We start from the raw sequence: 13,872 nt of genomic DNA, 5'->3' as shown, positions 1-13,872 counted from the left end.
ATTATGAGCTGTCGGCCTTATTCAGACTTAGCCTCCCAGCGAGTGAGCATGCATTCATCGAGGCTGTTTGGACGCTGTAACTCCATCCGCAAGAGATCGCGCAAAAAATGTGGCAATAGAAACAAAGCATCCTTCCCATTCGCGATCGTCTCATAGCCGGCCCTGAAAGTAAACATGTCCAGCGTACCAACATTATACTCTCTTTCATCCTCCAGTGGGTTTCCTTCGACAAAAACTGCAACACTCTTATCATACGGTATCATTAGTGGGTCGTACAAGATTTTTAATCCATCTACTGCCAAGCTGCCCAGATGATTCCCGCGGAAACCGTACCCGTAAATGACCTTACTATAAAACTCCTCTGTAAGGCTCTGTTCCAAAGCTGTGCGAATATCTATACCCTTCAGCTTAATGATGCAAGTATTGATGGGAGAAGGACAAAGTGCGTGCAACATCCCTGTCGTAACCTCGCCTTCCGGCAATGCTCCTAGCAGCTGACCCGTGTTAACTAATGACATACTAGTTCCTGTAAATCTACGTACTGCTTGTGCCAAAAGATTGCCAAAGGGGGACTCTCCCCGCAAGTTCAAAGGAAGCTCACGGTCAGTAATCGCAGCGATCGTCTGAAGAGATTCTTGGCCATGCTTCAAATGAATAGCGACTGCAGGACCTATAACCTCCTCCTTTAGAAGGGGGTCAATAGGAATACATTCACCCGTCACTAAGCTGAAATCAGACTGAGGATCTAGTCGCTCAAATTGTAGGCGCCCGAGATACCGACCGAATTTCCCAGCACCGCATACGGCAGTACCATTAATCATAATAGGCTCTTCTAACAGATGGTGCGTATGTCCACCAAGAATGGCATGTACGCCCTCTAACCGTTCTGCCAGAATTTTATCCGTAGGAAGTCCGAGATGAGATAGAACGATTAAAATATCCACCTGTGGCGCTAAAAGTAGGCATTGTTCCCGGAGTGCAGTCTCAGGATCTAAAGCATCCCAGCCCAAAAGGGAATAGAATGAAGTAAATGCCGCTGTTGCTCCGGTCACTCCAATTCTAATTCCATCCTTCTCCAAGACCGCATGACGCTTCATCCAGCTTGGTGGCTCTCCTGTCGAAGACTCTACAAAATTACAGCATACTACCGGACACTGTAACCCGGAAAAAATAGATGACAACATCTCCTGAGAGAACGTGAGCCCCTCATTATTGCCAATGGTTACAGCATCATATCCTGTTAAGTTTAATACGTCGATGTTAGCCTGACCCATAGTGCCTTCTGTCTCAACAGCTGCACGATCCATATGATCACCAATATCCAGCAGCAGTACAGGCTCTTCTCCCGCTGCAGCCCTTTGTGCGGCGATTTCCGCTGCCACCGGACTTACCATTTCAAAATGGCTATGTATATCATTGGTATGAAGTATGGTCAGTCTTTGTGGCACATGCCCCATAAGCAACATTCCTCCTACCCTTGAGCTGCTCTTTAATGAAGCAGTCGGTGCGTGATCTTATAGAGCCTAGCATAACATTTTCAGACACATTATGGTATATTGAAGACATCAGATCATACATCAGAGGAGAATAAAAATGCATATTACTATCCGACTATTCGCGGGTCTGGCTGAGACAATCGGCTCTTCTTCTCTGTCCTTCCAAGCGAATGAGATTCCCTTAACAGCTGGCAAGCTGAAGGAGCTTCTATCTGCCTCTTATCCGAATGCAGCATCCCAAATTGGGGCTTCTTTAATTGCCATTGACCGGGAATATGCTCCTGATGATTCTATCATCACAGCGTCTTCCGAAGTCGCACTTATTCCTCCAGTTTCCGGGGGAGAGAATGGCACTATATATGAAACTACTACTAATGGTCTCTATAGCATAACGGACCAGCCTTTAAATGCAGAGAAGCTTCTAGATGCCGTTCTTGACGTCAATCACGGAGCATCCTTATTATTTATCGGCACTACACGTGAAATGACCGGAGAACAACGTACAACCGCACTTCATTATGATGCCTATATTCCTATGGCCTTAAGTAAACTAGAGGAGATTGGTAAAGAGGTGAAGAACCGCTGGAACGCAAACTGCGCCATATCTCACCGCATAGGGCTTGTAGGTTTAAAGGAAGCAAGTGTTATCATTGCCGTCTCCACACCCCATCGCGATACCTGCTACGAAGCCAGTCGCTTTGCCATTGAACGATTGAAACAGACGGTTCCCGTTTGGAAAAAAGACATTAATGAATCGGGCCAACATTGGGTGAACTCTGATCAAAAAGCTAGCGATACAATCCACAAATAATCTTTTCTCCTTTTTGATTGAAAAATCTGAACTTTGTTGATATTCTGGATAAAATCGGATAAAAGGTGGCATAGGCATTGAGAGTACACGTCTCGGATCTAAAACCTGGTAATCACCTTAACGCGGACGCGTATAGTTCTAGGGGTTTACATGTACTACCAAAAGGATCACTGCTCCAAATAAATGATATCGCCAAGCTGATGCAGCTTGGAGTTGATTATGTTGATATCGAGACGTTAGAAGAAGAGGTATCACCCCTCAGCAGACCTTCAATTATTCAGACGGTGACCACTAGTTTTGATACCATGATTGACGGCTTCGAGTCTCTTTATATGGAAGCATTATTAAAAGGAAGCTTCAACCAATCCGTGGTAAACGACATCCTTCAGCCTTCGCTTCAAACTTTGGACAAGCATAAAGATGTAGTGTCCCTCCTGCTTTTGCTAGATCGGGAAGATAACTATACCTATAATCACTCCCTTCAGGTAGGCATGCTCTCTTATTATATTGCGATATGGCTTGGTTATTCCAAACAAGAATGCTATGAAATTGGTCGTGCAGGCTATTTGATTGATATTGGAAAATGCCGAATTTCACCCTCTCTCTTGAATAAACCAGGGAAGCTAACGCCAGATGAGTTCGAGGAAATCAAACTACATACTAAGTACGGCTACGAAATTATACGTAATTCCATGGACGATTCTTACACAGCTTTGGCTGCGCTCCAACATCATGAGCGTGAGGACGGCTCTGGCTATCCGAGCGGTCTAACCAAATCTGATATTCATCCTTATGCACAAATTGCAGCTGTAGCTGACATTTATAGTGCGATGACTTCTAAACGAGTCTATCAGTCGAAGCAAGAGCTTATTTCCGTCCTGCGTGAAATAAACAATCTAAGTTTCGGTAAACTGAACGCTAAAACCGTTCAAGCCTTTATCCAGCATTTAATGCCCAACTTCATCGGCAAGCGTGTGTTACTGAACACAGGTGATATTGGCGTAATTATTATGAACAATCTGGTCGATATTTTCCGACCACTGGTAAAGGTTGACGGAATGTTCGTGGACCTTTCCCGCGAACGGAACGTTGCCATTGTAGAAATTTACATGGACTAAGGCGCTTCGCTCCCTCCCAAACCCTTTCTTCAAAGGGAGGGCCCTTAGGGTTCCAACCTCTGTACAACCAGAAGTTTAGTGTAAACTTGTGGCGGTGGTGGATAGAAGGAACGCCTTGTGTAACCTCGCTTTGAGGCTCCTTCTTTGCTTCGCAAGAATCGGGGCCTCAAAGCTATCTTTCGAAATCCATGATCCTCCGTTTTCTTTCGGGGGATTTTTTCTGTTGTATTATATGCAACAGAATTCTTGTACGTAGAGCTGGATTGTAGTTCTGTTGTATTTTATGCAATCAAAAATAAAAAAAACGCCTTTTATAATCACATTTTCCTAATGCTGTTGCACAAAGTGCAATAGATGTTATTTTATGAGTGGATAAGGTGCTTTCTATTGTAAATACTGCAATAGAAAGCTCCGAATCCAGGTTCCTAATTCCTTACCTTCTTTAATCTGTACCTACCTAAATTCTTCCTTCCTACAAATCCCCAACAGATCCTCCCATTGCCCATAACCCTTAGTCAGTTGTACCCCTCCTATCATTAATCTCTTGATGATTGAATTACAATTTTCTTGGCGAGACTAATATGTGGTTTAAATATTTCCAGGAGGTAAAAAGTATGCTTCCAGTCCATGAACGTCTTGCCGAGCTGTTCACTCTAAGTCGTCTACGCCAGCTTACAGCCTCCGAAGAAACGGAACAACAGCAATGCCTACAGGTGAATGCCACTTACTGTTGGGAGATGGCACGACTACAGAATGAAATACTGTTAGCGGAACAAACAACGGATACACAGTGGCATCAGGATATTTGTGCCCAAATGTTTGAGCTACGTATAACGGGTAGATTACCTAAACGCCCGAAATAATTGGACGTACGATATAAAACAGCCCACTCCTCATTTGCTTTCGCAAGGGGAATGGGCTGTTGTTCTTTGCTATAGAAAGCGGAACTGCGCTTCTATTAATCCGTTATACACACCATCACGTGATGTCAGTTCTCGGTGGGTTCCTTCTTCTTTAATCTCACCATGGTCCAGAACGACTATTTTATCCGCATGGCGAATGGTAGATAGTCTATGAGCGACGATAAAGGAGGTCCGGCCCTGAAGTAAGATTTTGAGTGCCTCTTGAATCTTCAGCTCCGTCTCTGTATCAATACTTGCCGTAGCTTCATCAAGGATCAGAATCCGTGGATTCGCCAATAGTGCACGGGCAAAGGAGAGCAGCTGACGCTGTCCCATGGACAAGGCACTACCACGCTCTTCTACCTCTGTCTCATACCCTCCAGGAAGCTTCATAATAAAGTCATGGGCATCTACTGCTTTCGCGGCATTTCCCACTTCTTCATCGGTAGCATCCAGTCGACCAAATCGGATATTATCGCGAATCGTTCCTGAGAAAATGAAGGTGTCCTGCAGCACGATTCCGATCTGCCTTCTCAAACTATCTAGAGTAACTTCACGGATATCTTCACCGTCAATCGTAATTCTTCCGCTCTTAATATCATAGAACCGGCCAATCAGGTTAATAATCGTACTTTTCCCCGAGCCAGTATGACCCACCAGCGCGATCGATTGCCCAGCTTTTACATCCAGATCGATGCCCTTTAAAGCCGCCCGACCTTTTTCATATTCAAAAACAACCTTATTAAAGTTAATATCTCCACGAATCGTTCCTAGTGGTTTAGCCCCTGGATTATCTTGAACCGAAGGCTGCTCATCCAAATATTCAAAGATCCGTTCTGAGGAGGCCATCGCTACCAGCAGTTGGTTATACATCTGCCCCAGACGGTTGATCGGGTCCCAGAAGTTGCTGACATAAGAACTAAACGCTACCAGCAAACCGACAGTAAGCTCGCCAGATTGGATGAGATACGCTCCTAGCCAAAAGAGGATCATCGTTCCAAAACCACCAGTGATCTCGATCATCGGCCCGAAAGCTTGGTTCATCGCAGATGCTTTATTCCAGGACTTTTTACTATCTGTATTCATAAAATCGAAATAATTCATGTTTTCACGTTCTTGTGTATACGCTTGAGTGACTCTGATCCCCTGAATCGATTCATTCAAGTGAGAATTAATTCTAGAGTTCTTCATCCGCACATCCTGCCAAGCGATCCGAATCTTCTGACGCAGCTTAGTAGAAATAAAGAACATGATCGGAACCGTAACCATTACTGCAAGACCAAGTTTCCAGTTGATCAATAACAGAATAATGGTAATCCCCAAAAGCTGTACACAGTCAATCATCAGATTGACTACCCCGTTCGTGAACAAATCCTGCAGTGAGTTGATATCATTCGTCACACGTACTAATACCGAACCTGCTGGGCGTTTATCGAAGAAGTTAAAAGAGAGCTTCTGAATATGCTTGAACAAGTCAGAACGCAAGTCATAAATGACTCTTTGTCCAATGATGTTCGTGTACTTAATCCGGTACACGCCTGCAATCCATTGAATGAGATATAAGACAATGACACCTGCGGTAAGCGAATAAAGAAGTGTTAAGCTTGGATTCCCAACCTTAGGCGCTATAGCACGGTCGATAGCTAAACTTGTCAAGAAAGGCACGGTCAGCTTCGTAATGGTTCCCAGAATCATCATGATAGAAACCAGTGGAAGCATCTGTTTGGCGTAAGGCTTCATATAGCTGAATAATCTGGTGAACTGCTTCCAGTCAAACGCTTTGTCGATCACATCATCATCTTTGTACACGAAACGTTCATCAAGTGTCTTCTGCTCGGCTGCTTTACGCTTTGCTCCCGAAGCGGTGTTCTGTTTGGCTTCAAGTTTCATATGCCTCACTCCTCCCCTCTTCCGGTAGCTCTGGCCAGATAGTCAGCATATTGTATCCGGTATACATCTTGGTATGGACCCGGAACTTCAATTAGCTCCTGATGAGTACCACGCTGCTGAACATGACCTTCGTTCATAACAATGATCTGATCCGCATGTCGCAAGGAGGATATCCGATGGGCAATTATAAGTGTTGTACGCCCATTCATGACCTCCTGGAATCCCGCTTGAATCTCATGTTCCGTTTCCATATCGACCGCACTGGTCGCATCGTCGAGGATGAGGATACGCGGATTCTTAAGCAGGGCTCTTGCGATCGCAATCCGCTGCTTTTGTCCGCCAGAGAGACCCATCCCGCGTTCACCCACTACAGTGTCATAGCCGTCTGCCATCTCCATAATGAAATCATGCGCCTTTGCCAGCTGTGCAGCACGGATAATCTCCTCCATGCTTACATTTTTCAAGCCATATGAAATATTGTTGCGGATGGATGAGGAGAACAGGAATGTTTCCTGGAATACGGTGGCAATCTGTGACCGCAGGCTGCGCACACTGTATTCTCTAATATCAATGCCATCCAGCGTAATACTCCCTTCATTGACATCATAAGCACGCATCATCAGTTGAGTAATAGTGGATTTACCTGAACCTGTGCCTCCAAGAAATCCGATAATTTCACCTGATTTAGCTTCAAAATGGATGTCAGTAACAGCAGGCATTTTGTTCCCGTACGCAAAGGTGACATGATTAAAGGCAACGTCCCCCTTAACCTCGGAAGGTATCAGTTCACGGGCATCCTCTTTATCCTTGACATCAATTTTTTGATTAAGTACTTCAAGTACACGTTCTCCCGAAGCTTTGGACTGTGTATAGTTATTAATATGAAAGCCTAGACCCCATACCGGTCCAATGATGTACCAAATCAAACTGAAGAAGGCAACCAATTCACCTAGTGACATTTTCCCGTTAATGACGAGTGTACCACCTACGCCTAACAGGATAGCTATACTTACCGATGCTAAAAGCTCCATGACAGGAAAAAACTTACTCCAGAGCTCAGCGGCAAAAATCTGATTATTCTTATAACGTTCATTACGGTGTGAGAACTTTTCAACTTCGTGAGCCTCTCTAGCAAACGATTTGACAGTTCGCACACCCGTGATATTCTCCTGTACAGCCGTTGTCAGAGAACTCAGCGCAAGGCGCATCTCTTGGAAGGCCGGATGAATCTTGGACTCAAATCTTAAAGCTACTGCTGCCAGAAATGGCATAGTAATCAAAGTAACCAATGTTAGCTGCCAATTAATGGTGAACATCATGATAGAACCAAAGAGCACCATAAAAAACACATTTAGCAACTGAGCAAAACCAAAACCGATAAAGTTCCGAATCGCTTCCAAATCCCCGGTCAGCCGGGACATCAGATCTCCTGTTTTCGCGGTATCATAATAACGGAAAGATAGAAATTGTAATTTCTCATAACAAGCGTTACGTAGCCGATATGCTAGAAAATTACCTAACCGCCCTCCAAAAAAACCATGTGCAAATTGCAGGCATGCTTTTACGATTACTACAGCTAACACACTGAGAGCCAACACGGGCACCTCTTTAAACTTGAGTGGAACAATTACTTCATCGATCAGCTTCCTTAACAAATTGGGGGTAATTAGCCCCACTGCAGTTGCGGCGGCCAAGCATACAATCGAAAGAATCAAATAATGTAGCTTCTCTCGGTAATAGCCTCGCAGTTGCCTGAGAACATCCATATCTCTCCTCCTTAAAGCTTTACGAAGTAAAGCTGCTTCGTAAGCATAGACTTAGCTTTACAAAATAAAGCTATTTTTTAGCGCTTTCAATTTTAGTGACTTTAAGCAGTGTATCATCCCTAATTTAAAGCGGCAAAGGGTAGAATTGAGCGTTTATCCTGTTATTTCGGAAAAAAGACCCATATATAGGTGATAAACGACCATCATTGTCTTAAAATACTCGAGTTTCCTCCTTAATGCTGTTGAATTAAGAAACATCATGATCCTTGATGTGATCGCCCCCTCCAAAAAAAACTTTTATCAAGCTTTTTTGCATAAAATTTGGATTTAACCCTCTCAAATGAAACACGAAACACCCACTTCAATTTCCAATAAAAAATACGCATTCGAGTGACTTGAGCATAAAAGCATCAAGATCACTGCGAATACGTATTTTGTATTACTTATTAGAGTGAAGCCGGAACCTTAAAAATCAAGGTTAACCGATACTTCCCTCCATTTCGAATTTTATCAAACGGTTCATTTCGACCGCATATTCCATCGGCAGTTCTTTGGTGAACGGCTCGATGAAGCCCATAACGATCATTTGAGTTGCCTCAGCTTCTGTTAGACCGCGGCTCATTAGATAGAACAGCTGCTCCTCAGAAACTTTGGATACCGTTGCTTCGTGCTCAAGCACAATGTTATCGTTCATGATTTCATTGTAAGGAATCGTATCCGAAGTGGATTCGTTATCCAAAATGAGCGTATCACATTTGATGTTCGATTTCGCACCTTCTGCCTGACGGCCAAAGGAAGCAAGACCGCGATAAGTTACTTTACCGCCGTGCTTACTGATCGATTTCGATACAATGGTGGATGTTGTGTCTGGAGCCAAATGGATCATCTTGGCACCCGCATCCTGATGCTGGCCTTTACCCGCTACCGCGATGGACAGTACTGAACCTTTAGCTCCACGGCCTTTAAGAACAACCGCAGGGTATTTCATAGTCAGCTTGGAACCGATGTTGCCATCGACCCATTCCATCGTAGCATTCTCTTCTGCAACCGCACGTTTAGTAACGAGGTTGTAGATGTTTGGAGCCCAGTTCTGAATCGTAGTATAACGAACGCGTGAGTTCTTCATACACAAGATTTCAACAACTGCACTGTGCAGAGAATTCGTGCTGTAGATTGGCGCTGTACAGCCTTCTACATAATGCACGAAGCTATCTTCGTCAGCGAGGATCAAGGTACGCTCAAATTGTCCCATGTTCTCGGAGTTAATACGGAAGTAAGCCTGCAAAGGAACTTCACATTTCACACCTTTAGGAACGTAGATGAAGCTTCCGCCTGACCAAACTGCACTGTTAAGTGCTGCAAATTTATTATCGGTTGGAGGGATGATCGTCCCGAAGAACTTCTTAAGAAGTTCTGGATGTTCACGCAGTGCAGTATCGGTATCTGTAAAAATAACCCCTTGATCTTCAAGGCTCTTCTGCATGCTGTGGTATACAACCTCAGATTCATATTGTGCCGATACGCCGGCGAGGAACTTCTGTTCCGCTTCAGGAATACCCAGCTTATCAAAGGTTTCCTTGATTTCGGAAGGAACTTCTTCCCAAGTCTTCCCTTGTTTCTCGGAAGGTCTTACATAATATTGAATATCCTCAAAATCTAAATCATCCATATTGCCGCCCCATGTAGGCATCGGCATTTTACGGAACTGTTCAAGGGATTTTAAGCGGAAATCAAGCATCCACTGTGGTTCATTTTTGATTGCTGAAATTTCTTTAACAATTTCGGCCGTCAAACCTTTACCAGACTGGAATATCGACTTATGCTCATCACGGAACCCGTATTGGTACTCTTCCATATCAGGCGCTTTCTTAGCCATGGTGTCAGCCTCCTTGTTCTACTGTTATTTATGTTGCTCTTCTTCGTCAATTCCTTTACGAAGCGCGTTCCAAGCCAGTGTTGCACATTTGATCCGCGCAGGGAATTTATTCACACCCGATAGGGCTTCAATGTCTTCATAATCTCCAAAATCCACGTCTTCACCCTTCATCAGTAAGGAGAAGTTATCGGCTAGTTCGAGTGCTCGTTCAACCGTTTGTCCTTTGATCGCCTCAGTCATCATCGAAGCCGATGACATACTGATCGAGCAACCTTCACCGTTATAACGGGCATCCTTGACGATTCCATCCTCTACCTTAAGCTGAAGTGTAATACGATCACCACAAGTTGGGTTATTCAGTTCAATTTTCAGAGCATCATCTTCAAATGAACCACGATTCCTAGGACTTTTATAATGATCCATAATTACGCGTCTGTACAAGTCATCCAAGTTCATAGCCGAAGTACTCCTTTGTCTTGATTAAAGCGTCCACCAGTCGATCTACATCCTGCTCGGTGTTATACAGGTAAAAGCTCGCACGTGCTGTTGAGCTGGCTTCCAGCCAGCGCATCAGCGGCTGACAGCAGTGATGACCAGCACGGATAGCAATTCCCTCCGCATCTAGTACTGTAGCGACATCATGCGGGTGAACGTCACCCAGATTAAAAGTCACAACGCCAACTTCACGATTGCGCGGACCATAAATGGTCAAGCCATCAATTTCAGATAAACGCTGTTCTGCGTATGCGGCAAGCTGCTTCTCATGGCTGTGAATCTCATCCATGCCGATTTCTTGTAAGAAATCTACGGCTGCACCTAATCCAACAGCTCCTGCAATGATCGGCGTACCGCCCTCAAACTTCCAAGGAAGTTCTTTCCATGTCGATTCATAGAGACCCACATCATCAATCATTTCGCCACCGAACTCAATAGGTTCCATGGCTTCAAGGAGTGCTCTTTTGCCGTACAAAGCCCCAATTCCAGTCGGTGCTAGCATTTTATGTCCGGAAAGTGCATAGAAATCACAATCCAGATCCTGCATATCGACCTTCACATGAGGTGTGCTCTGTGCGCCGTCTACGACAATTACCGCACCGTTTCGATGAGCAATCGCCGCAAGCTCTTTAATCGGATGAGTTACTCCCATAACATTAGACACATAAGCGATAGCAACGATCTTGGTTTTATCCGTAATCGTCTTCTCAGCATCTTCAAGCGTAATCGTTCCGTCAGGTTGCAACGGTATATATTTTAAAGTAGCACCTGTCTTCTTAGCTAGCTGCTGCCAGGGGATCAAATTACTATGATGCTCCATCAGGGTGATGACAATTTCATCGCCTTCACCCACTGCAGATGGCCCGTAAGAAGAGGCAACAAGATTTAGGGCAGTGGTTGTGCCGCGCGTAAAGATGATTTCTTTAGTGCTGCGGGCGTTAATAAACTTAGCTAGCTTCTCCCGGGCTCCCTCGTAGGCATCTGTTGCACGGCTGCCTAGAGTATGGACGCCACGGTGTACGTTGGCGTTATCCCACTCATAATACGACTTGACCGCCTCAATCACTTGACGAGGCTTCTGTGAAGTAGCAGCACTGTCAAGATAGACCAGTGGATGGCCGTTCACATTCTGGTTCAGTATGGGAAATTGCTCCCGGATGGCGTTGCTAATCATTGACCTAACTTCCTTTCCACAAGAGATTGGAGCTGATTGCGCAGTCCCTCTAGTGGAATTTGCGACACAACAGGAGCCAAGAAGCCATAGATGATCAGAGTTTCTGCATCATGCCGTGTAATTCCGCGGGACATCAGGTAAAAGACTTGCTCGTGATTGACCTGTCCTACGGAAGCGGCATGGCCTGCTGTAACATCATCTTCATCGATCAGCAGGATCGGATTGGCGTCACCACGGGCTTTTGGACTCAGCATCAATACTTTCTCTGTTTGCTGACCGTCGGCTCTTGTAGCACCTTTCTCGATCTTGGTAATTCCGTTGATGATAGAAGTAGCATTATCACGCATAACCGCACGAGTGATCATGTCACTTGGGGTATTTTTGCCGAAATGCTGAGCTTGAGTAGTGTAATTCAGTTTCTGTGATCCCGTACCTACAGCAATTACTTTAGCATCCGAGCTAGAGCCATTACCTTTGAGCACAGATTTGGTATCACTTGCTGTATCACCATAGTTCATCTCTCCAACAATCCATTCGATCGTTCCGTCATTCTCAACAACAGCGCGGCGGTAAGTCACATCTGTTGTATCCACGCCCAGCTGATGCACTGTAGCATAACGTACTTTAGCACCTGCACCCACGAATACTTCTACAGCACCATTGTGCAAGCCAGCTTCCTCTTTATCCGACACGTAGTTGTCTACGTATGTCAGGGAGCTGTTAGTATCCGCTACAATCAGAATGTGAGGAACAAATGAAGCTTCCGCATCATCTGTTAACAGCACCGCCTGAAGTGGAGTTTCAACCACTACATTCTTAGGAACATAGAGGAATACTCCCCCGTTCCATAGTGCTGCATGAAGCGCAGCGATAGAATGCTCGTCAGGCTGAATCGCCTTATGAAGGTAACGTTGTACCAAATCTCCGTGCTCTTTAACAGCCGTTTGCAGATCGGTAAAAATAACACCTTGTGCTGCAAGTTCAGGAGCTAGTCGTGTATATACTGCACCAGAGTTACGTTGAATAATCAGACTGCCTTCTTCCTGATCCTTGATCAAGGAGGAAATGGAAGCAGGTGCATCCTTCAGTGAAGCAATGGTTTCGCTTGCTTTGTAGCTACCATAATTATTCACATTCCAACGATCAATCCGTGTCTTCTCTAATTTAGGCAGTGTCAGAGTAGCTGCCAGTTCAAGTGCTTTCAAGCGGCTTTCTTTCAGCCAACCCGGTTCGCCGCTACTATGCGATAATTCGCTCAAGCGCTCGGCATCCACCGGAAGAATGGTCTGTGTCGTCATAAGTGTTCTCCTCCTTCCTGGCGTTTCTTACGCGTCTTGCCCTACTGTTTCGTCTTCAATTCCAAGTTCTTCTTTAATCCATTCGTAGCCTTCTGCTTCCAGACGTTGTGCAAGCTCAGGACCACCGGATTTTACAATTCTGCCCTGCATCATAACATGTACAAAATCAGGCTTGATGTAGTTCAAGAGACGTTGATAGTGGGTAATAACCAGGAAACCGCGATCTTCACTCCGCATGGAGTTTACGCCTTCGGCAACAATTTTCAAAGCATCAATATCAAGACCAGAGTCAATTTCGTCAAGAATCACGATTTTTGGATCTAGCATCATCATTTGTAGAATTTCGTTACGTTTCTTCTCACCACCGGAGAAGCCTTCGTTTAGGTAACGGTGTAGGAACTCAGGATTCATGTCCAGTTCTTTCATCTTCGCTTCCATAAGACGGATAAAACGAATCAAAGAAATTTCGCTGCCCTCTTCACGACGGGCATTAATGGCAGAGCGCAAGAAATCGGAGTTTGTTACTCCGGAAATTTCACTTGGGTACTGCATAGCAAGGAAAAGACCTGCACGTGCGCGTTCATCAACCGCCATCTCCAGAAGATCTTCACCTTCAAGTGTTGCTGTTCCTTCAGTTACTTCATATTTAGGGTGACCCATAAGAGCTGACGCCAAGGTACTTTTACCTGTACCGTTTGGTCCCATGATGGCGTGAATTTCGCCACCTTTCATTTGAAGGTTAATCCCCTTCAAAATCTCTTTTCCCTCAATCGTCGCTTTAAGTCCCTCAATGACAAAATCTGCTGCCATAATATTATTCCCTCCATTGATCGATTTGCGAAATCAAAAGTTGTATTGAAACAGGATGATCCTGATTCCCAGCACAATTAGATTCTATATCACATTATAATTATTATAAATTGAATCACAATGATTATCAATGATTCTCAACAATTTTATAACAAACCCTGTCTTTTTACAAATATCTCTTTTTATTTATCCTTTAATGCACCGCATGTTTCGCTATTTTCCGTAACCACCTAACG

General features: G+C 44.6%; 11 protein-coding genes. 3 read left to right on the top strand and 8 right to left on the bottom strand.

Annotation, left to right across the window (positions count from 1 at the left end; all coding sequences use genetic code 11):
- Window positions 1-17: 17 nt before the first annotated feature.
- Complete coding sequence (locus PAENI_RS15360; RefSeq protein WP_262495621.1) at window positions 18-1,457, bottom strand: bifunctional metallophosphatase/5'-nucleotidase; 1,440 nt, start codon at window positions 1,455-1,457, stop codon at window positions 18-20.
- A 136-nt stretch (window positions 1,458-1,593) separates the two neighbouring features.
- Here PAENI_RS15360 and PAENI_RS15355 point away from each other — a divergent pair, with 136 nt between their 5' ends.
- From PAENI_RS15355 to PAENI_RS15345, 3 genes are all read left to right on the top strand, one after another.
- Complete coding sequence (locus tag PAENI_RS15355) at window positions 1,594-2,307, top strand: molybdenum cofactor biosynthesis protein (protein WP_149645887.1); 714 nt, start codon at window positions 1,594-1,596, stop codon at window positions 2,305-2,307.
- 77 nt (window positions 2,308-2,384) lie between these two features.
- Window positions 2,385-3,425, top strand: coding sequence for an HD-GYP domain-containing protein (locus PAENI_RS15350; RefSeq protein ID WP_076284183.1), 1,041 nt, complete (start codon window positions 2,385-2,387; stop codon window positions 3,423-3,425).
- 614 nt (window positions 3,426-4,039) lie between these two features.
- The gene (locus PAENI_RS15345; RefSeq protein WP_042186363.1) at window positions 4,040-4,288 is read left to right on the top strand and encodes a DUF7667 family protein; all 249 of its coding nucleotides are present in this window, start codon (window positions 4,040-4,042) and stop codon (window positions 4,286-4,288) included.
- 69 nt (window positions 4,289-4,357) lie between these two features.
- Here the strand turns inward: PAENI_RS15345 and PAENI_RS15340 are convergent, their stop codons facing one another.
- The 7 genes from PAENI_RS15340 to sufC all read right to left on the bottom strand — a co-directional run bounded on the left by PAENI_RS15340 (window position 4,358) and on the right by sufC (window position 13,636).
- On the bottom strand, window positions 4,358-6,217 hold the full coding sequence (locus PAENI_RS15340; RefSeq protein ID WP_149645886.1) for an ABC transporter ATP-binding protein: 1,860 nt from the start codon (window positions 6,215-6,217) through the stop codon (window positions 4,358-4,360).
- A gap of 5 nt (window positions 6,218-6,222) precedes the next feature.
- On the bottom strand, window positions 6,223-7,983 hold the full coding sequence (locus PAENI_RS15335; protein ID WP_149645885.1) for an ABC transporter ATP-binding protein: 1,761 nt from the start codon (window positions 7,981-7,983) through the stop codon (window positions 6,223-6,225).
- Between the two features lie 478 nt (window positions 7,984-8,461).
- Entirely contained in the window at window positions 8,462-9,859 is a 1,398-nt protein-coding gene (gene sufB / locus PAENI_RS15330; protein ID WP_042186357.1) for a Fe-S cluster assembly protein SufB, read from the bottom strand.
- Between the two features lie 24 nt (window positions 9,860-9,883).
- Window positions 9,884-10,315 carry a Fe-S cluster assembly sulfur transfer protein SufU gene (gene sufU / locus PAENI_RS15325; protein ID WP_036684339.1) on the bottom strand — a complete coding sequence of 144 codons (432 nt, stop codon included), beginning with the start codon at window positions 10,313-10,315 and terminating at the stop codon, window positions 9,884-9,886.
- Window positions 10,302-11,528, bottom strand: a complete 1,227-nt coding sequence (locus PAENI_RS15320; protein WP_076284184.1) for a cysteine desulfurase — start codon at window positions 11,526-11,528, stop codon at window positions 10,302-10,304. Before PAENI_RS15320 ends, sufU begins: the two co-directional genes overlap by 14 nt.
- Entirely contained in the window at window positions 11,525-12,826 is a 1,302-nt protein-coding gene (sufD, locus tag PAENI_RS15315; protein WP_042186353.1) for a Fe-S cluster assembly protein SufD, read from the bottom strand. Before sufD ends, PAENI_RS15320 begins: the two co-directional genes overlap by 4 nt.
- A 27-nt stretch (window positions 12,827-12,853) precedes the next feature.
- A complete protein-coding gene (gene sufC, locus PAENI_RS15310; protein WP_042186351.1) occupies window positions 12,854-13,636 on the bottom strand; it encodes a Fe-S cluster assembly ATPase SufC in 783 nt (260 codons plus the stop codon).
- Window positions 13,637-13,872: the final 236 nt, after the last annotated feature.

Source organism: Paenibacillus sp. B2(2019) (assembly GCF_008370385.1).
Taxonomy (GTDB): domain Bacteria; phylum Bacillota; class Bacilli; order Paenibacillales; family Paenibacillaceae; genus Paenibacillus_AQ.
The sequence above is the reverse complement of the archived record's forward strand: the minus strand, read 5'-3'. Positions and strand labels throughout refer to the sequence as shown.